This is a genomic window from Oryzihumus sp. JJN4-3R, from assembly GCF_057747915.1.
In genome coordinates this window covers 3,788,054-3,806,456 of record NZ_CM173229.1, presented here as the reverse complement: position 1 = coordinate 3,806,456, position 18,403 = coordinate 3,788,054, and the positions used below count along the sequence as shown (strand labels likewise).

Annotated in this window: 14 protein-coding genes; 10 read left to right on the top strand and 4 right to left on the bottom strand. The window is 73.4% G+C overall.

Features of this window, described 5'->3' with window-relative positions; genetic code table 11:
• Positions 1-60 precede the first annotated feature (60 nt).
• Positions 61-1,458: a bifunctional folylpolyglutamate synthase/dihydrofolate synthase gene (locus AC3ANM_RS18150; RefSeq protein WP_488285812.1), complete on the bottom strand. Its 1,398-nt coding sequence runs from the start codon at positions 1,456-1,458 to the stop codon at positions 61-63.
• Entirely contained in the window at positions 1,458-4,706 is a 3,249-nt protein-coding gene (gene ileS, locus AC3ANM_RS18145) for an isoleucine--tRNA ligase (RefSeq protein WP_488285811.1), read from the bottom strand. Before ileS ends, AC3ANM_RS18150 begins: the two co-directional genes overlap by 1 nt.
• A 333-nt stretch (positions 4,707-5,039) precedes the next feature.
• Between ileS and AC3ANM_RS18140 the strand changes: the two genes are divergently transcribed.
• On the top strand, positions 5,040-6,401 hold the full coding sequence (locus tag AC3ANM_RS18140) for an FAD-binding oxidoreductase (RefSeq protein ID WP_488285810.1): 1,362 nt from the start codon (positions 5,040-5,042) through the stop codon (positions 6,399-6,401).
• Positions 6,402-6,512: 111 nt separating this feature from the next.
• On the opposite strand, the gene AC3ANM_RS18135 is transcribed toward AC3ANM_RS18140, so the two are convergent.
• The gene (locus AC3ANM_RS18135; RefSeq protein ID WP_488285809.1) at positions 6,513-6,812 is read right to left on the bottom strand and encodes a hypothetical protein; all 300 of its coding nucleotides are present in this window, start codon (positions 6,810-6,812) and stop codon (positions 6,513-6,515) included.
• A gap of 223 nt (positions 6,813-7,035) precedes the next feature.
• On the opposite strand from AC3ANM_RS18135, the gene AC3ANM_RS18130 reads away from it, so the two are divergent.
• The 4 genes from AC3ANM_RS18130 (at position 7,036) to valS (ending at position 13,469) form a co-directional block, all read left to right on the top strand.
• Entirely contained in the window at positions 7,036-8,127 is a 1,092-nt protein-coding gene (locus AC3ANM_RS18130) for an NADH:flavin oxidoreductase/NADH oxidase (protein WP_488285808.1), read from the top strand.
• A gap of 111 nt (positions 8,128-8,238) precedes the next feature.
• Positions 8,239-9,798, top strand: coding sequence for a hypothetical protein (locus AC3ANM_RS18125; RefSeq protein ID WP_488285807.1), 1,560 nt, complete (start codon positions 8,239-8,241; stop codon positions 9,796-9,798).
• Between the two features lie 51 nt (positions 9,799-9,849).
• Positions 9,850-10,593 carry a hypothetical protein gene (locus AC3ANM_RS18120; RefSeq protein ID WP_488285806.1) on the top strand — a complete coding sequence of 248 codons (744 nt, stop codon included), beginning with the start codon at positions 9,850-9,852 and terminating at the stop codon, positions 10,591-10,593.
• A gap of 266 nt (positions 10,594-10,859) precedes the next feature.
• Positions 10,860-13,469 carry a valine--tRNA ligase gene (gene valS / locus AC3ANM_RS18115; RefSeq protein ID WP_488285805.1) on the top strand — a complete coding sequence of 870 codons (2,610 nt, stop codon included), beginning with the start codon at positions 10,860-10,862 and terminating at the stop codon, positions 13,467-13,469.
• A 58-nt stretch (positions 13,470-13,527) separates the two neighbouring features.
• On the opposite strand, the gene AC3ANM_RS18110 is transcribed toward valS, so the two are convergent.
• On the bottom strand, positions 13,528-14,166 hold the full coding sequence (locus AC3ANM_RS18110; protein WP_488285804.1) for a hypothetical protein: 639 nt from the start codon (positions 14,164-14,166) through the stop codon (positions 13,528-13,530).
• 150 nt (positions 14,167-14,316) lie between these two features.
• Here AC3ANM_RS18110 and AC3ANM_RS18105 point away from each other — a divergent pair, with 150 nt between their 5' ends.
• Genes AC3ANM_RS18105 through AC3ANM_RS18085 form a run of 5 tightly spaced genes read left to right on the top strand, consistent with a single transcriptional unit; the run spans position 14,317 to position 18,397 of the window.
• Positions 14,317-15,030 (top strand): DUF4129 domain-containing protein, encoded by a 714-nt coding sequence (locus AC3ANM_RS18105; protein WP_488285803.1) that lies wholly within the window; start codon positions 14,317-14,319, stop codon positions 15,028-15,030.
• Positions 15,027-15,527, top strand: a complete 501-nt coding sequence (locus AC3ANM_RS18100; protein WP_488285802.1) for a hypothetical protein — start codon at positions 15,027-15,029, stop codon at positions 15,525-15,527. The genes AC3ANM_RS18105 and AC3ANM_RS18100 overlap by 4 nt, the downstream gene beginning before the upstream one ends.
• Complete coding sequence (locus tag AC3ANM_RS18095; RefSeq protein WP_488285801.1) at positions 15,524-16,501, top strand: AAA family ATPase; 978 nt, start codon at positions 15,524-15,526, stop codon at positions 16,499-16,501. The genes AC3ANM_RS18100 and AC3ANM_RS18095 overlap by 4 nt, the downstream gene beginning before the upstream one ends.
• A gap of 1 nt (position 16,502) precedes the next feature.
• The gene (locus AC3ANM_RS18090) at positions 16,503-17,813 is read left to right on the top strand and encodes a DUF58 domain-containing protein (RefSeq protein WP_488285800.1); all 1,311 of its coding nucleotides are present in this window, start codon (positions 16,503-16,505) and stop codon (positions 17,811-17,813) included.
• Positions 17,810-18,397 carry a hypothetical protein gene (locus tag AC3ANM_RS18085; protein WP_488285799.1) on the top strand — a complete coding sequence of 196 codons (588 nt, stop codon included), beginning with the start codon at positions 17,810-17,812 and terminating at the stop codon, positions 18,395-18,397. The genes AC3ANM_RS18090 and AC3ANM_RS18085 overlap by 4 nt, the downstream gene beginning before the upstream one ends.
• Positions 18,398-18,403: the final 6 nt, after the last annotated feature.

Sequence of the window (18,403 nt, the reverse complement as noted above, 5' to 3'; positions counted from 1 at the left end):
GGTCCGGGCCGACGGGTCGGACCCACGGACCGTGGTGCAGTCCGTGGGCCCGGCCGTCTCTCAGGCCTCGGTGACTCCCAGCAGCATGCGCACCTCGGCCGCGGTCGTGATCGACCCGGTGGCGAGCACACCGCCGGCGACACCGCCCTCGTCGGCCAGGCCGGCGGCCCGGTCCAGCGCCTCGGGCAGGCTGTCGACCACCGTGACGCGGTTCTCGCCGTAGATCTCCGTGGCGAGGTCACCCAGCGACCTCGGGCTCATCGCCCGGGGTGAGGTCGTGCGGGTGAGGACGACCTCGTCGAGCACCGGCTCGAGGATCTCGAGCATCTGCGTGGCGTCCTTGTCGGCCAGCACGGCGATGACCCCGATGATCCGGGCGAAGTTGAACGAGTCCTCCAGGGCGTCGCGCAGGGCGACCGCACCGGCCGGGTTGTGCGCGGCGTCCACCAGGACCGTGGGCGAGCGGCGCACGATCTCCAGCCGACCCGGGGACGACATCTCGGCGAAGCCGGCGCGGACCACGTCGATGTCGAGCGGTTGCTCGCCCCCACCGATGAAGGCCTCGACGGCCGCTAGCGCGATGGCCGCGTTGTGCCCCTGGTGGGGGCCGTGCAGCGGCAGGAAGAGGTCGTTGTAGTCACCGGAGAGCCCCCGGACGGAGACCTGCTGGCCACCGACCGCGAGGTCGCGGGCGAGCACACCGAACTGCTGGCCCTCGAGCGCCGTGGTGGCGCCGACCTCCGCGGCCCGCTCGCGCAGGATCTCGACGACCTCGGGCTCCTGGACGCCGACGACGGCGATGGCGCCCTCCTTGATGATCCCGGCCTTCTCGGTGGCGATGTCCTCGACCGAGGAACCGAGGAAGCGCTCGTGGTCGAGGGCGATCGGCGTGACCACGGCGACCGTGCCGTCGGCGACGTTGGTGGCGTCCCAGGACCCGCCCATGCCGACCTCGACGACGGCCACGTCGACCGGGGCGTCGGCGAACGCGGCGTAGGCGACCGCGACGACGACCTCGAAGTAGGTCATCCTTGGGCCGCCCTCGTCGGCCGACCGGGCGTCGACCATCTCGATGTAGGGCAGCACGTCCTCGTAGGCCGCGATGAACTTCTCGGCCGGGATCGGGCTGCCGTTCAGGGCGATCCGCTCGCGGATGTCGTGCAGGTGCGGCGAAGTGAACCGCCCGGTGGACAGGCCCGCCTCGCGCAGCAGGCGCTCGATCATCCGCGTCGTGGAGGTCTTGCCGTTGGTGCCGGTGACGTGGATGACCGGGAACGACCTCTGCGGGTCGCCGAGCAGCTCCATCACCGCGGCGATGCGGTCCAGGGAGGGCTCGAGGTCGTGCTCGGGCGTGCGGGCGAGGATGGCCTCCTCCACCTCGCGCATCCGCTTGCGCAGCTCGAGCTGCTCGGCGGCGTGCTGCTGGGCCGCGTCGGGGCGGCCGGACGAGGGCGCCATCAGAGCTTCTTCACCAGGATGCGGACGGCCTGGCCGTCGCCGACGGTGGTCTCCACGACACCCTCGCCCGGCGGCAGCGCCGCCAGGTCGGGCGCCGAGCCGAACTGGGTGGCCAGCGTCTCCTCCACGATGAGGGCCTGGTGCGCCACGGTGGCTTCCCAGACCTCCTGGTCCCCGGTGACGGTCAGGCTGATCCGGTCGCTGATGTCCAGGCCGGCGTCGCGACGGGCCTGCTGCACGGCGCGGACCACGTCGCGGGCCAGGCCCTCGGCCGCCAGCTCGGGGGTGACCGTGGTGTCCAGCACGACGAATCCGCTGCCGGGGAGCATGCCGGTAGCCCGGCTGCCCTCTCCGTGGCCGTCCTCGGCCACGACCGTCTCGAGGGTGTACTCCCCCTCCTCCAGCGGCAGGCCGCCGGCGACGACAGTGCCGTCGTCGCCGACCGACCAGTCACCGGACTTGCTCGCCTTGATCGCGACCTGCACCTGCTTGCCCAGGCGCGGTCCGGCGGCGCGGGCGTTGACGGTCAGCTTCTGCGAGATGCCGAAGTCGGCCTCGCTCGCGGCCGCCACGTCGACCAGGGTCACCGTGCGAACGTTGACCTCGTCGGCCACGACGGCGCCGAAGGACTCCAAAGCCTTCGCGTCCTCGGTGACGACGGTGAGGTCCTGCAGCGGCAGCCGCACCCGGAGCGCGTTGGCCTTGCGCAGGCCGAGCGCCGTCGAGCAGATGTCGCGGGCCCGGTCCATCGCCGTGACGAGGTCGTCGTCGGCCGGCAGGTCCGAGGCCACCGGCCAGTCGGTCAGGTGCACCGAGCGGCCGCCGGTCAGCCCGCGCCAGATCTCCTCGGCGGTGAACGGCAGCAGCGGTGCCGCGACCCGGGTGAGCACCTCGAGGGTGGTGTAGAGCGTGTCGAAAGCCGCCTGAGCCGAGCCGTCACCGGCGGTGTCCCAGAAGCGCTCGCGCGAGCGGCGGATGTACCAGTTGGTGAGCACGTCGAGGAAGCCGCGCACCGTGTCGCAGGCCGAGGCCACGTCGTAGGTGTCGAGCTGCTCCTGCACGTCCTCGACCAGCCGGCGCAGCTTGGCCAGCAGGTAGCGGTCGAGCACGTCCTCGGAGCCGGTGGACCACTGCGCCTCGTAGCCCTCGCCACCGCCCGCGGCGTTGGCGTAGAGCGAGAAGAAGTACCAGGCGTTCCACAGCGGGATGAGCACCTGGCGCACCCCGTCGCGGATGCCCTGCTCGGTGACGACGAGGTTGCCACCGCGCAGGATCGGGCTGCTCATGAGGAACCAGCGCATCGCGTCCGCGCCGTCGCGGTCGAACACCTCGGAGACGTCCGGGTAGTTGCGCAGCGACTTGCTCATCTTCTGGCCGTCGTTGCCCAGGACGATGCCGTGGCTGACGCAGGCCTGGAACGCGGGCCGGTCGAACAGCGCCGTCGCGAGGACGTGCATGGTGTAGAACCAGCCACGGGTCTGGCCGATGTACTCCACGATGAAGTCGCCGGGGAAGTGGTCCTCGAACCAGTCGGCGTTCTCGAACGGGTAGTGCACCTGGGCGAAGGACATCGACCCGGAGTCGAACCACACGTCGAGGACGTCCGGCACGCGGCGCATCGTCGACCGGCCCGTAGGGTCGTCGGGGTTGGGCCGGGTCAGCTCGTCGATGAACGGCCGGTGCAGGTCGGTGACCTCCACGCCGAAGTCGCGCTCGAGCTCGGCGAAGGAGCCGTAGACGTCCACGCGCGGGTAGTTCGGGTCGTCGGACTTCCACACCGGGATCGGGCTGCCCCAGAAGCGGTTCCGGCTGATCGACCAGTCGCGGGCGTTGCTCAGCCACTTGCCGAACTGCCCGTGCTTGACGTGCTCGGGCACCCACGTGATCTGCTCGTTGAGCTCGACCATGCGGTCCTTGATCTTGGTGACCTCGACGAACCAGCTGGAGACCGCCTTGTAGATCAGCGGCTTCCGGCAGCGCCAGCAGTGCGGGTAGGAGTGCACGTAGGACTCCTCGCGCACGAGCAGCCCGGATGCCTTGAGGTCGTTGATGATCGGGCGGTTGGCCTCGAACGCCTGCATGCCCTGGTAGGGCGGCACGGCGGCGGTGAACTTCGCGCCCTCGTCGACGGTGAGGATGGTCGGGATGCCGACGGCCTCACACGCCTTCTGGTCGTCCTCGCCGTAGGCCGGGGCCATGTGCACCACGCCGGTGCCGTCGTCGGTGGTGACGTGGTCGCTCTGGATGACCTGCCAGGCGTTCTCGGTGCCCCACACGGCGGTGTCGGTGAGGAAGTCGAAGATCGGGGTGTAGCGCCGGCCGACCAGCTCGGAACCCTTGTGGCGCGCCACGATCCGCTCGCCGGCGTCCTCACCCAGCTCCCGCGCATACGCGGCCAGGCGGGCCTCGGCGAGGACGTAGCGCGAGCCCTCGTGCTCGACGGTGACGTAGTCGACGTCCGGGCCGACGGCCATGGCCAGGTTGCTCGGCAGGGTCCACGGCGTGGTCGTCCAGGCGAGCAGCTTCTCGCCGGAGTCCAGCGTCACGGCGACGGTGACCGAAGGGTCCTGGCGCTGCTGGTAGACGTCCTCGTCCATGCGCAGCTCGTGGTTGGACAGCGGCGTCTCGTCGTTCCAGCAGTAGGGCAGGACGCGCATGCCCTCGTAGACCAGGCCCTTGTCGAAGAGCGTCTTGAACGCCCAGATGACCGACTCCATGTAGTCGGGCTCGAGCGTCTTGTAGTCGTTCTCGAAGTCGACCCAGCGCGCCTGGCGGGTGACGTAGGCCTCCCACTCGTGGGTGTACTGCAGCACCGACTCGCGGCAGGCGGCGTTGAACGCCTCGATGCCCAGGTCGAGGATGTCGGCCTTGGTCTTCAGCCCCAGCTTGCGCTGCGCCTCGAGCTCGGCCGGCAGTCCGTGGGTGTCCCAGCCGAAGCGGCGCTCGACCCGGCGCCCGCGCATCGTCTGGTAGCGCGGGATGAGGTCCTTGACGTAGCCGGTGAGCAGGTGGCCGTAGTGCGGCAGGCCGTTGGCGAACGGCGGGCCGTCGTAGAAGACGAACTCGTTCGCGCCGTCCTCGCCGGCCGGGCGGTTCTCCACCGAGGCCTGGAACGTGCCGTCGGCGGCCCAGTACTTGAGGATCCGCTCCTCGATCTCGGGGAAGCGGGGGCTCGCGGCGACACCCTGGGGGCGCGCGGTCGCGTCGTCGGACTCGGGCTGCAGGAAGTCGACCTTGGGGTAGGTCATCGCCGCGTCTCCATCTCCTCGAAAGCTGCCGGCTCGTGGCCGTCTGTCTCACGAGGACGACGTCACCCGGATCCGTCCGGGCGGCACCGCGGTACCACCTCGCTTGCCGCAGCCGCCCCCGGTGGTGGGGCGCGGCATACGACCGCTCTGGTCAGAGGCTGTGACGGGCCCACCCGTCCGGTTCTAGTCAGGCCCTCGCGGGCCCTTTCTTCCGGAGGCTCGCCGGTGATGGCCGGGTCGACGCCTGTGCGCGCCAGTCTAGGGCAGTCGCCGCCGGCGTCGCGACGTCGTTCGCCCGCGCCGGCCGGCCGGGGCGCGCATAGGGTGAAGGCCGTGGCAGCACTCCCCGCATCGGTCAGCACCCGGGTGGTCACCGACCCCGACGTCAAGGCGACGTATGCCGTGGACGAGTCCCTCGGCGCGGTCGCCCCGGCGACCTACGAGGTGGTCCGGGCCCGCGACCTGGCCGACGTGGTCGAGGTGATGCGCTTCGCCCAGGAGACCGGCACCCCGGTCGTGCCGCAGGGTGCCCGCAGCAGCCTCGCCGGGGGCAGCGTGGCGATCGAGGGCGGCGTGGTGCTCAACGTCGAGGCGCTCAACCAGGTCCACCAGGTCGACCCACTCGAGGGGATCGCCGTGACCGGGCCGGGGGTCATCAACGCCGACCTGAAGCAGGCCGCCGCGCAGGCGGGGCTGTTCTACCCGCCGGACCCGGCCTCGTCGGCGTTCTGCACCATCGGCGGCAACGTCGCGACCAACGCCGGCGGGCTGTGCTGCGTGAAGTACGGCGTCACCGCTGACTACATCCGCGCGCTGCAGGTGGTGCTGCCCGGCGGGGAGGTGATCCGCACCGGCCGCCGCACCGCCAAGGGGGTCGCCGGGCTGGACCTGACCGGGCTGTTCGTGGGCTCCGAGGGCACGCTCGGCGTGGTCACCGAGGTCACCGCGAAGCTGGTGCCGGCGCCCGACCCGGCGCTGACCGTGCTGGCGACCTTCGACGACCTCGAGCAGGCGAGCGCCGCCATCATCGCCCTGCGCCAGGAGCGGCACCGTCCCTCGCTGCTGGAGCTGATGGACGCTGCGACGATCGACGCGGTGCAGGCGATCGCCGACTACGGCTTCCCGCAGGGCTGCGCCGCCGCGCTGATCGTGCAGAGCGACCGGCCGGACCACACGGCCGAGGACGTGCAGCGCTATGCCGCGGTGCTGGAGTCCGCCGGCGCCGCCGAGGTCGCGGTCGCCGACGACGTGCAGGAGGCCGACGCGCTGCTGGCCGGGCGCCGGGCCCTCAACCCAGCCCTGGAGGCCAAGGGCCACCGGTTCATCGAGGACGTGTGCGTGCCGATCGGCCGGCTGACCGAGCTGATCCGCGCCGGGCAGCAGATCGCCGCCAAGCGCCAGGTGGAGGTCACCATGTCCGGGCACGGCGGCGACGGCAACCTGCACCCCTGCTTCTTCTTCGACCCGGCGGTCGAGGGCAGCCGCGAGCGCGCCGAGGAGGCGTTCGGCGACCTGGTGGCCGTCGCGCTCGAGCTGGGCGGGACGATCACCGGCGAGCACGGGGTCGGCTCGCTGAAGTCCCGCTGGCTGGCCCAGGAGCTCGGGGAGGCCGAGCTGGCCCGGCAGCGGGCGGTCAAGGCGCTGTTCGACCCGCGCGGGGTGATGAACCCCGGCCGGGTCTACTGGTCGGGCTGACCCGCCGACCCCGCGTCGACGCGCAGGTTCGTCACGTTCGCGCAGGGGATCTCCCGCGTGAAGGTGACGAACCTGCGCGTCAGGCGTCAGGGGGGCGCCCGGCCCCCGGCCTCAGTTGCCGCGGACGAGGTCGTAGACGGGCGTGTACTTCGCGTCGGGCAGCTGCTCCGGGGGCTGGATCCCGCGCTCCTGCAGGAACGTCATCATCTCGGGGATCAGCTGGTTGTCCCGGAACCGCTCGAACGTCTCCGGCGAGTCCCAGACGTCGACGACGTGGACGCCGTCCGCCGTCTCGGACAGGAAGTGCGTCACCAGCCCGTCGGGGGCGTGGGAGTGCACCCCCATCTTCTCGGCGAGCGCCTCGAGCAGCTCTCGCGGCATGGCCATGTCCATCTCGACCATCACGGTCATGACTGTCTCCTCTCGCACCGGCGGGCAGGGGGCCGCCGGGCGCCTCCACGCTGCTCCCCCACCCGTGCCCCCACCTCCGCCACAAGACGCACGAGGGGCTGCGCACCCCCGGTATGCCGGGTGCGGGCGCCCGCACCCGGCATACCGGCGAGGGTGGCTGGTAGGTGGGCATGGGGGCGGGCGTCACGGAATAGGCCCCGGGCGCAAGCACTTGGACCATGACGTGACTTCCCTCTTCGAGCCGATCCGCCTCCGTGACGTGACCATCCGCAACCGGGTGTGGATGTCGCCGATGTGCCAGTACTCCGCGGCCGACACCGGCCCGGCGACCGGTGCGCCGACGGCCTGGCACGCCACGCACCTGCACTCGCGCGCGGTCGGCGGCGCCGGCCTGGTGATGGCCGAGGCGACCTCGGTCAACCCCGAGGGGCGGATCAGCCCGCAGGACCTGGGGCTGTGGAACGACACCCAGCTCGAGGCGTTCGCGCCGATCGTGGCGCAGGTCAAGGACGCCGGCGCGACGGCCGGCGTCCAGCTGGCGCACGCCGGGCGCAAGGCCTCGACGTACGCGCCGTTCGCCCCCGAGCGAGGGTCGGTGCCGGTGGAGCGCGGCGGCTGGCAGACCGTGGCGCCGAGCCCGGTGGCCTTCGGCGACTACGCGACGCCGCGGGAGCTGACCGCGGCCGACGTGGACCGGCTGGTCGAGGACTTCCGTGCCGCCACCCGCCGTGCGGTCGCCGCCGGCTTCGAGGTGGTCGAGCTGCACGGGGCCCACGGCTACCTGCTGCACCAGTTCCTCTCCCCCGTCTCGAACCAGCGCACCGACGAGCGCGGCGGCGACTTCGAGGGCCGGATCCGGTTGCCGCTCAAGGTGATCGACGCGGTGCGCGACGAGCTGCCTGAGCGGCTGCCGCTCGTCGTGCGGATCTCGGCCACCGACTGGCTCCCCGCCGGCGAGGGCTGGGACGTCGACCAGAGCGTCGAGCTGGCGCGGCGGATGAAGGACCACGGTGTCGACCTCGTCGACGTCTCCAGCGGCGGGCTCGACCAGCGCCAGCAGATCGAGGTCGGCCCGGGCTACCAGGTGCCGTTCGCCGCGCGGATCCGGCGCGAGGCCGGGATCGCCACCGGCGCCGTCGGCCTGATCACCGAGCCCAAGCAGGCCCAGGACGTTCTCGTCGCCGGCGAGGCGGATGCGGTGCTGCTGGCGCGCGAGCTGCTGCGCGACCCCTACTGGGCGCTGCACGCCGCGCAGGCGCTGGAGGTCCAGCCCGAGTCGACCCCGTGGCCGCCGCAGTACCTGCGCGCCCTCTGAGCCCGCTGGCGGCCCAGCCGCCGGGCGCCGACAGGGGCCGGCCCCGGTAGGGTCGGCCCACGTCGAGTCAGGGCCGGCCACGGGGTGGCCCGGTGGCGGGGGGTGTCAGGCGTGAGGGTCCTCGGTTTCGCGCGCGTGGTCGCGACATGGGTCATCGGGAGCTACCTGCTGGCCCTGGTCGTCGCGGGGCCGGTCTACGCGCTGTGGGTCTGGCAGTGGAACGGCCGGGCCATGGCCATCGCCATCGCCTCCGGACCCGTCTGCGCGGTGCTGGGCACGCTGCTCGCCTCGCGCAAGCTGCTCGGCGCCTCGCAGGCCGTGCCCGTCCGGCCGACCCCGGCGCTGGCGGAAGCCCTGCGCCAACAGGGCCTCGGGCGCGCCCAGGTGTGGGTGAGCCAGACCCTTCGGCCCGGGGAGGCGCTGGCCGTCCGCGCCCTGCGCCGGACCTACCTCGTACTGCCCGGCTCCGGTCAGGCGACTGTCGAGGACGGCACGCTGGCCTCGGTCCCGGCGGCCATGTCCCAGGTGCGCTGGGGGACGGCGGCGGTCCTGCCGCTCTACGGCGCGGTGTGCAGCTGGACCCGGGTGTGGGTGGACCTGGCGAGGTTCGCCCTCCAGCCGGTCACCGACCGCCGGCTCGACTGGTATGTCCGGATCGCCATGCTGCCCCTGATGGTGGTGGCCCTCCTCGCGGCGCCGTCGGTGCTCGTGGGCATGCTCTGCGGGCTGGTCATGACGGCGCTGGTCGGCCCGGCGACGGCGCGCCGCACGGCCCGCGTGCTGGGCACCGCGGACGGTCGGCCGCTGCGGCGGGTGCGGCACACCTTCCCCTCCGTGCCCTACCTCTCCCGCGGCCCGCGGGCGGGGTTCTCGTCCGTGGAGACGGAGAGCGAACCCGTGCCGCACCCCGACCCGTCGCACGAGGTGGGCCTGCTCTCCCTGCCGCGGGCTGTGGCAGCCGGCTACGCGGGATACTCGCACCTTGCCCTGCTCCCGGCGGTGCTGATGGTCGGGCTGGTCACGTACTTCGCCGCGGGCCTGCCGGCTGAGCGGCTGGTCTGGCCCGGGGAGCGCGCGGCGACCGGCGTGGTGGTGCAGCGCGACTACGGCTACCCGGGCACCGGGTACCTCTCTGTAACGGTCGACGGCCACCCGGTGCCGGTCGAGGTGCCGGCGGCGGCACATCCCGGCCAGCGGCTGCGGCTGGTGGCCAGCACCTCCCACGGCTGGACCGAGTGGCGCAACCGCGACGCGACTACGCCGGCGCGGGTGGTCCTGCCCGGCGTGTTCGCGCTCCTCCTGGCGCTGGTGCCGATCTACGTCATGCCGCGGCGCCTGGTCGCCGGGGTCATGGCCGAGGCCGCCGACGTCGAAGGGCACGAGCAGGGCAGGCTGCCGGGGCGGCTCGCCCGGGTCCGGCGCACGTGGCCGCTGTGGCTCGGGGTCTTCCTCGTCAGCAGCCTGGCCGCCGAGCTCGGGCACACCGTCGGTGGGGTGCTCGGCCGGTTCCTCGACGCCACCGTCACCGGGCAGACGGTCGGCTTCTGGGTGGGCTTCGGGGTCGTCTTCGCCGGCCTGACCTTCCTCATGGTCCGCTTCGTCGTGCTGGGCTCGGACCCGCTGGGACTGGTGCGCTCCTCGGACCTGGCCACCGGGCACGTCGATGACTGAGACCCGACGCACCCCGGCCACCGCCGCCGCCCACATGGGAGGAGCACACTGATGCCCGCGAGCACCTGGCTGCCGACCGACCAGACCACTGAGCGCAAGGGGATGCGGCTGTGGGGGCGCATCCTCCAGGTCGTGGTGTTGCACCTGTCCCTGGCGATCGGGGTGTGGTGGGGGCTCAACCCCGACCTCGCCAACAGCTCGGCCCGGCCCTTCGAGTACCCCGCCTTCCTCACGGCCGTGACGGCGGTGCTCGTCTTCCTCGTGCTGGGCCAGGCCTCGGCCCGGCTGCCGATCGCCCTCGGCGCGGCCATCGTCATCGCGGGGATCGCCGTGGGCCCGGTCACCGTGCAGGCGGCCGACCAGCTCTCGGCCAGCTTCGACGCCCAGCGGGTCGACGCGGCCAGGGTGGTCGCCGCCCACGAGCTCTCGAACGGCATGTGGCAGGCGGATTACGTCCTGCCCGACGGACGTGTCCAGCGGGGGTTCTTCACCCTGCATGACCACAGCCAGCACTACCGCCGACGGCCCGGCGACTGGCTCTACTTCAACAACGGCCCGTTCGCGCACCCCGGCGACCAGGTGGACGTGGTGGTCGACCGGCACGGCCTCGTGGTCACCCACGACGCCGGCGGGGCCCAGACCTCGACGGGACGCACCGTGGCGCTGGTCTGGGGCGGCGTGGCCGCGCTGCTCCTCGGTCTCGTCGAGCTCGCCGCGGTGACCTCCCTCGTGCGCCGCACCAGCCTGCTCCAGCGTTACGGCGACGGCGCGGGCGAGGAGGCGGTCCCGGCCTGAGCCGCCGACCGACCCGTGGTCCGCGCGCCGACCCCCGAGTCGCGCGCCGACCCCTGTTCTGCCCGGCAGACCCCGGGATGCCTCAACAACCCGGCGGGCGCCCGCCGGGTCCCCGAATCATGACCCGGACCGCCGGGCAGACCCGCGGCTGACCCGGCCACCCGGCACACCCGCCGGCACGTCGCGGAGCCGGCCACCCGGCATACCGGCGTCCGCGGGGCAAACCCGTTCGTGACCACCCCCGGCCATCTGGGAGGATTCGGCCCATGACCAACCCTGCCAACGCACCGCGCGCCGTGACCATCCCGGAGAAGCCGTCCATCGACGGTCTCGAGGAGAAGTGGGCGGGCGTATGGAGCGAGCAGGGCACCTACACCTTCGACCGCAGCAAGGGCCGCGAGGAGATCTACTCGATCGACACCCCGCCGCCCACCGCGAGCGGCTCGCTGCACGTCGGCCACGTGTTCTCCTACACGCACACCGACTGCGTGGCGCGCTACAAGCGGATGGCCGGCTTCGAGGTGTTCTACCCGATGGGCTGGGACGACAACGGCCTGCCGACCGAGCGCCGGGTGCAGAACTACTACGGCGTGCGCGGTGACGCCTCACTGCCCTACGAGGAGGGCTTCGTCCCGCCGCTGCAGGGCGCCGAGGGCAAGAGCGTCAAGGCGGCCGACCAGAAGCCGATCAGCCGGCGCAACTTCATCGAGCTGTGCGACGTGCTCACCGTCGAGGACGAGAAGACCTTCGAGCACCTGTGGCGCACGCTGGGCCTGTCGGTCGACTGGGACATCAGCTACCGCACCATCGACGGCCGCTCGCGCGCCGTGGCGCAGCAGGCGTTCCTGCACAACCTCGAGCGCGGGGAGGCCTACCAGGCCGAGGCGCCGGGGCTGTGGGACGTGACGTTCCAGACCGCGGTGGCCCAGGCCGAGCTCGAGGCCCGCGACTACCCCGGCCACTTCCACCGCGTGGCCTTCCACCAGCCCGACGGCGAGAAGGTCTACATCGAGACCACCCGCCCCGAGCTGATCCCCGCCGTGGTCGCGCTCATCGCGCACCCCGACGACGAGCGGTATGCCGGGTTGTTCGGCACCACGGTCACCTCACCCCTGTTCGGGGTCGAGATCCCGGTGCTGGCGCACCCGGCCGCCGAGCCGGAGAAGGGCGCCGGCATCGCCATGTGCTGCACCTTCGGTGACCTCACCGACGTGCAGTGGTGGCGCGAGCTGCAGCTGCCCACGCGCTCGATCATCCAGCGCAACGGGCGGATCCAGCACGAGACTCCGGAGTGGATTGCCTCCGCCCGGGGCAAGAAGCTCTTCGACGACCTCGCCGGCAAGACGACCTTCTCGGCGCGCACGACGATCGTCGACGCGCTGCGCGAGAGCGGCGACCTCGACGGTGAGCCGACGGCCACCCAGCGCAAGGCGAACTTCTTCGAGAAGGGCGACAAGCCGCTGGAGATCGTCACCTCGCGTCAGTGGTACATCCGCAACGGTGGCCGGGACTCCGACCTGCGCGAGCAGCTGCTGGCCCGTGGGCGCGAGCTGGAGTTCCACCCGGCGTTCATGCGCACGCGCTACGAGAACTGGGTGGGCGGTCTCAACGGCGACTGGCTGATCAGCCGGCAGCGCTTCTTCGGCGTCGCCATCCCGCTGTGGTACCCGATCGGCGCGGACGGCGAGGTCGACTTCGACCACCCGATCACGCCGTCGGCGGACCAGCTGCCGGTCGACCCCTATGCCGACGTGCCGGCCGGTTACGAGGAGTCCCAGCGCGACCAGCCGGGCGGCTTCACCGGCGACCCGGACGTGATGGACACGTGGGCGATCTCCTCGCTGACCCCGCAGATCGCGGCCGGCTGGCGCGGTGACCGCGAGCTGTTCACCAAGATCTTCCCGATGGACCTGCGCCCGCAGGGTCAGGACATCATCCGCACCTGGCTGTTCGCCACGGTGGTCCGCGCCCACCTCGAGCACGACTCGCTGCCGTGGAAGCACGCGGCGATCAGCGGCTGGATCCTGGACCCCGACCGCAAGAAGATGTCCAAGTCCAAGGGCAACGCCGAGACGCCCGAGGGCATCGTCACCCAGCACGGCGCCGACGCGGTCCGCTACTGGGCGGCCTCGGCCCGGCTGGGCACGGACGCGGCCTACGACACCGGCCAGATGAAGGTCGGCCGCCGCCTGGCGATCAAGGTGCTCAACGCCAGCAAGTTCGCACTGTCCTTCGGCGACGTCGAGGGCGACCTCGCGGCCGCCGTGACCGATCCGCTGGACGCGGCGATGCTGGCCGGGCTGGCGGACGTGATCGACAAGGCCACCAAGGGTTTCGACGCCTACGACCACACCCGGGCGCTGGAGGTCACCGAGGCGTTCTTCTGGACGTTCTGCGACGACTACCTCGAGCTGGTCAAGGACCGCGCCTACGGCGGCCGCGGCGAGGAGGGCGCCGCCTCGGCCCGCGCCGCGCTGCGGATCGCCCTCGACGTGCTGCTGCGCCTGCTCGCGCCGTTCCTGCCCTACGCCACCGAGGAGGTCTGGTCCTGGTGGCACGACGGCTCGATCCACCGGGCACCGTGGCCGGAGGCCGATGACGTCAAGACCGCTGCGGCACAGGCGGATCCGGCGATCCTGCCGGCGGTCGGCGCCGCCCTCGCCGGCGTGCGCAAGGCCAAGTCCGAGGCCAAGGTCGGCATGCGGGCCGAGGTCAGCGCGATGACGCTGGCCGGTCCGGCCGCCGAGCTCGACCGGGTGCGGGCCGGCCTGGCGGACCTCACGGCCGCCGGTCGGATCACCGGCGAGATCGCCTTCGGCGAGGCCGGGGCCGTCGAGGTGCGCGACGTGACGCTGGTGCCGGTCGTCAAGGACTGACCGACCTCCCGCGACGGCAGGCCCCGACCCGCCCACCGGGTCGGGGCCTGCTGCTGTCTCAGGCTTGCGGCTCCACGACCAGCCAGGGCTCGTCCCACCCGGCGAGGCCCAGCCGGCCCTGCGCCAGCTCCCCCTCGGGCAGCGCGCGGACGAGGCCGTGGGCCGGCTCGTAGACGGTCAGCGCCTCGTCCCCCTCCGGCGGCAGCAGCAGCGTGATGTGGCGGGGCAGCCATGCGTTGCCGACGTAGAGCAACGCCGCTCGCGTCGTGGTCAGCGTCGAGCACAGGCGCTGGTATGCCGCGGCGCGGCCGGCCGGGCCGGCCCACCTGAGCTGCGTCACGGCATACCTGCTGTGGGTGCGCGCGGCCAGCTCGGCCTGCGCGCCCCACGGGGGCGTGCCCAGGGCGGTCGGCCACGGGAGGTTGAGCGCTCCCCCGGCGGTGACCGGGCTGTTGGTGCGGCCCATGGTCGCGCGCTCCTGGGCGGCGAAGCGGGACAGCGCCCGTGGGGTGAAGCCCTGACCGTCCGGCTCGGCACCGGAGGCGGTCAGGACCCACTGCGCGAACGCCGGGTCGGCGAGCATCCGCGCGACGGTGAGCGCGGCCGAGCCGCACGTCACCGGGCTCTGCTGCACCGGCGCCGGGTCGCCCCGGTGCAGGCTCCAGGACGTGGTGGCCGGGCCGGAGGGCGACGTCATGGCCCCACCCTCGGCCCTGCCCGGCCACCCCGCAAACCGGGTGGCGGTGCACGGGTGGTCGGGCCGTCGTCCGTACTGTCATCCGCCCCCCGGGTTGCGGAATGACAACGGTCCCGGGCGAACCGCCCGATGAGTTGTAGCGTGCGCCGCATGGACCGCACGCGGGGAGTGGCCGTGGGGAGCGTGGCGCTCGGCCTCGCCCTCCTGGTGTGGGTGTCCGCCGCGGGGTCGGTGTCGGCGCTGAGGGTGCCGACCGCCGGCCTGCCGCGGGCCCGCCCGGTCCCGCCCCCGGCCCCCTCCCCCACGTCCACCCCGACCGCGACCCCCACCCGGCAGGCCGGCGCGCACCCGCTCGACACCGTCTGGCAGCTGCTGGCGACGGCGGTCCTGGTCGCGGTGGTGGTCCTGGGGCTGCTGCTGCTGTGGGCGCTGTGGCAGTGGTGGCGCGACAGGGTCCGCACCCGCGAGGTGGCGCCCCGACCGACCGGACTCGAGCCCGTCCCCGACCTCGCCGAGGCCCTGACCGCCACCGTCTCCCGGCAGCGGGACGCCCTGGCCGAGGGCTCCCCCCGCAACGCCATCGTCGCCTGCTGGCTGGCCCTGGAGGAGTCGGCGGAGGCTGCCGGGCTCCCCCGCGACCCGGCCGAGACCGCGGCGGAGCTCACCAGGCGGGTGCTGGAGAGCTACACCGTCGACCGGTCGGCCATCGTGACGCTCGCGGCCCTCTACCGCGAGGCCCGCTTCTCCGCGCACGTCCTGGGTGAGGACGCCCGCGAGCGAGCGGTCGAGGCGGTGACCACCCTGCACGAGCAGCTGTCCCGCCGGGCCGACGTGGTCAGCTCCGGGCCTGGGGTGGCGTCGTGAGGACGATCCGGCTGGATCGCCTGTGGCTCAAGCGTTTCGGGACCGCGGCCATCGTCTGGGCGGTGATCTGCGTCGCCGCGGCACTGCTCGGCTCGCAGCCCCGCCCGGTGGTCCTGGCCGGGGCGGTGCTGGGCGTGGCCACCCTGTGCTGGCTCATGGCGGACCTCATGGCCGCCGCCGAGCTGGTGTCCTGGCACGCCGGCTACGAGCCCTACCACCGGGTCCGCGGCGACGACGTCCGCGTCCGCCGGATCCTGCACCAGCTGCAGGACCCCGAGCACCCGGAGACCTTCGCCCGCGAGCTGCATCCCCTCCTGGTCGAGCTCGTCGACGACCGCCTCGACACCCGCTACGGCGTCGACCGGCACGAGCATCCCGCCGCGGCGCGGCAGCTGCTCGGCGAGGAGCTGGTCCGGTTCCTCGACACCCCCTCCGCGCCCGGGAGCTCCAACCCCCGCTACCTGTCCACGATCCTGACCCGAATCGAGGCGCTGTGACCACGCCCGACCTGCCCACCACCTCCCGGCTCGCCGGCGCGATCCTCGACGAGGTGGAGACCGCCGTCGTCGGCAAGCGCGACGCCCTGACCCTCGTCCTCAGCGCGGTGCTCGCCGGCGGCCACGTGCTGCTCGAGGACTTCCCCGGCCTGGGCAAGACGCTCGCCGCCCGGTCGTTCGCCCAGACCCTCGGGCTGGACTTCACCCGGGCCCAGTTCACCCCGGACCTGCTGCCGGGCGACCTGACCGGGTCGTTCGTCTTCGACCAGCGCGAGGGCGACTTCGTCTTCCGCCAGGGCCCGCTGTTCACCGGCCTGCTGCTGGCCGACGAGATCAACCGGACCCCGCCCAAGACCCAGGCCGCGCTGCTGGAGGCGATGCAGGAGCGCCAAGTCACGGTCGAGGGCCAGACCTTCCTGCTCGAGGCCCCGTTCCACGTCCTGGCGACGGCCAACCCCGTGGAGTACGAAGGCACCTACCCCCTCCCGGAGGCACAGCTCGACCGCTTCCTGATGCGGGTCAGCTTCGGCTACCCCACCGCCGAGGAGGAGGCCCAGGTGCTGCGCCGCCGGGTGGCCCGCGGCCGCGAGGAGCAGACCCTGCGCGCCGTCACCGACGCGGCCGGGCTCCGGGCGATGCAGGCGGCCGTGGAGACGGTCACCGTCGACGACAGCATCCACCACTACTGCGTCGCCCTCGCCGCCGCGACGCGCACCCACCGCCACGTCCTCGTCGGCTCCTCCCCCCGCGGCGCGCTGGCCCTCATGCTCTCCGCCCGCGGGTATGCCGTGGTGCACGGCCGCGACTACGTCACCCCCGAGGACGTCAAGGCCGTGGCCGAGCCGGTGCTGGCGCACCGGGTCACCATCAAGCCCGAGCTGTGGATGAGCAACGCCTCCGGAGCCAGCGTCGTGAGCAGCGTGCTGGCGACCGTGGCCACGCCGTCGGCTCGCGAGGCCGAACGGGTCCGCTGAGGTGACCACCACCGCCCCGCCCCGGTCCTGGCGACCCACCGGCGCGCACGTGCGTGCCTCGGTGGCCGGGTCGGGGCTGGCGCTGCTCGCCGTCTGGTTCCGCCGCCCGGACCTGCTGGTGCTCGCGACGCCGCTGCTGGTGGTGGCCGCCTGGTCCCTGCTGTCGCGCCCGGCCCGCGCGCCCGGGGTCACGGCACGCCTGGGCCCACCTGTGCTGCGCGAGGGGCAGGCGACCCGGTGGACGGTCCTGGTGGAGGCCGTCCCCGGGCTGGCGGTGGCGGCGGCGCGGATGTCGCGTCGGGACCACCTCCAGACCGACCCGCCATCGGGCACGGCGGTGGCCTGGCTGCCGTCCCCGGCCGGGCTGTCGCTGGAGGTCGCGGTCCGCTCGACCCGCTGGGGCAGGCGCACCGTCGGCCCGGCCGTCGTGGTCGCCGGCAGCACCTGGGGGGCCTACCGCTGGGGGCCCCACGACGTGGAGCCGCTGGCGCTCACCACGCTGCCGTCGCCGGCGGCCTTCGACGCCACGGCACCGATGCCGCACCCCAGCGGGCTGGTCGGCCTCAACCGCTCCGCCCGGCCCGGGGAGGGCACGGAGTTCGCGAGCATCCGCCCCTTCCAGGTCGGGGACAGGCTGCGCCGCATCCACTGGCCGGTGTCCCAGCGCACCGGCACGCTGCACGTCACCTCGACCTGGGCCGACCAGGACAGCCACGTGCTGCTGGTCGTCGACGCGGTCCACGACCTCGGCCGCAGCGAGGGCCTCGAGGGCGCCTCGAGCAGCCTCGACACGGCGGTGCGGGCCGCCGGCGCGATGGCGGAGCACTACCTGCACCGGGGGGACCGGGTCAGCCTGCGGGTCCTCGGCTCGGCTTCGAGCACGCGGGTCCCGCCGGCCACCGGCAAGAACCAACTGCGCCGGGTCCTGGACGCCCTCGCCGCCATCGAGGTGGCCAGCGACCTGCACGACGACCCGCGCCGGGTCCTGCTCGGCGTGCCCGCCGGGACCGTGGTCGTGCTGCTCTCGCCGCTGATCTCGCCGGTCGCGCTGGGCCACGGCGTCACCCTCGCCCGCCGGGGGCTGACCGTCATCGTCGTGGACACCCTGCCCGAGGGCCTGGTCGCCGGTGACGGGCAGGACCCGCTGGTGGCCCTGGCCTGGCGGATCCGGTTGCTGGAGCGGCGGCGGGAGCTGCAGCGCGTGCAGGCGGCCGGGATCCCGGTGGTCACCTGGCGGGGTCCGGGCAGCCTGGACCAGGTGCTGAGCGACATCACGCGCCGCGCCGGGGCCCCGCGGATGGTGCGGCGATGACCCCGTCGCTGCCCGCCGCCTGGCGCGCCGCCCTGGACGAGCTGGCCGACCTCAGCCGCGCCCAGACCGGCCTGCGGCTCGTCGTGGCGCTCAGTCCCCAGCTGGTGCTCGTCCTGGCCCATGCCGCGGGCGCCACCTGGTCGACCACCATCGCGCTGCTGGTGCTGGCGTTCTCCCTCGGTGCGGCGGTCGAGCCGGACTCCCACCTCGGTCTGGTCGTCCTGGGCATCCTCGGCTGGTTCTGGCTCAGCCGGGTCCCGGAGTCGGGGTCGGTCTGGGCGCTGCTCGCGGCCGGCTCGGTCCTGGTGTTCCACGCTGCCGGCGCCCTGGGCGCCACCGCCCCGCCGGCGGCCGGGCTGCCCACCCCCCTGCTCACCCGGTGGCTGCGATGGACCGCCGCCGTGGCCACGGCCACGGTGCTCGTCTGGGGGCTCGCGCGCCTCGCCCTCGCGGTGCACCCGGCCGGGCAGGCGGCGCTCACCGGGGCAGCGCTGGCGCTCGTGGCCGTCGGGGCGCTGCTCCTACGCCGGACCGGGCGCCGGGCGACCGCCTCGGGCAACGCCGCGGTCAAGCACGACGCCTGAAGGTAT

Excerpts from the sequence above, each read along its gene's own strand:
- AC3ANM_RS18150 (WP_488285812.1), bottom strand. The coding sequence starts at position 1,458 with ATGGCGCCCTCGTCCGGCCGCCCCGACGCGGCCCAGCAGCACGCCGCC.
- ileS (WP_488285811.1), bottom strand. The coding sequence starts at position 4,706 with ATGACCTACCCCAAGGTCGACTTCCTGCAGCCCGAGTCCGACGACGCG.
- AC3ANM_RS18135 (WP_488285809.1), bottom strand. The coding sequence starts at position 6,812 with ATGACCGTGATGGTCGAGATGGACATGGCCATGCCGCGAGAGCTGCTC.
- AC3ANM_RS18120 (WP_488285806.1), top strand. The coding sequence starts at position 9,850 with ATGCCCGCGAGCACCTGGCTGCCGACCGACCAGACCACTGAGCGCAAG.
- valS (WP_488285805.1), top strand. The coding sequence starts at position 10,860 with ATGACCAACCCTGCCAACGCACCGCGCGCCGTGACCATCCCGGAGAAG.
- AC3ANM_RS18110 (WP_488285804.1), bottom strand. The coding sequence starts at position 14,166 with ATGACGTCGCCCTCCGGCCCGGCCACCACGTCCTGGAGCCTGCACCGG.
- AC3ANM_RS18105 (WP_488285803.1), top strand. The coding sequence starts at position 14,317 with ATGGACCGCACGCGGGGAGTGGCCGTGGGGAGCGTGGCGCTCGGCCTC.
- AC3ANM_RS18085 (WP_488285799.1), top strand. The coding sequence starts at position 17,810 with ATGACCCCGTCGCTGCCCGCCGCCTGGCGCGCCGCCCTGGACGAGCTG.